This window comes from Pseudomonas sp. AC463 (assembly GCF_979253585.1).
Genome location: NZ_CEEDDZ010000273.1, coordinates 1 through 347 on the forward strand (window position 1 = coordinate 1; position 347 = coordinate 347).

Annotated in this window: 1 protein-coding gene; it reads right to left on the reverse strand. The window is 67.4% G+C overall.

Features of this window, described 5'->3' with window-relative positions; all coding sequences use genetic code 11:
- Window positions 1-347 (reverse strand): lysozyme family protein (locus tag AC0IYH_RS30110; protein ID WP_471837773.1); only part of this gene is annotated, 347 nt, incomplete at both ends.

Genomic DNA, 347 nt, shown 5'->3' on the forward strand with positions numbered 1-347 from the left:
ACCCCGCTATTGCCGCGCGTCGGCATCCGCACCGCCAGCGCGCCGCTCATCCCCGGAAAGCGCGGCCACATCCCTTGCGCCAGCGCGGCGCGGCTGGTCGACGCCGACTTGCCGCTCTGCGTCTCGTACATCCAGTAATTGCGCAGCACCGTCGTGACGTACCCGCGCGTCTCCCAATAGGGGATGCTCTCGATATACATCAGCGGGTCGCCGCCATCGTGAACCAGCGTGTTCCACTCGCCGACCGGCTTCGGTCCGGCGTTGTACGCGGCGATCACCTTCGGCAGCAGCCCGCCGGTCAAACCCATGTCGCGCAGCCGCTCCAGATGCCGCTGACCGATGTCCAT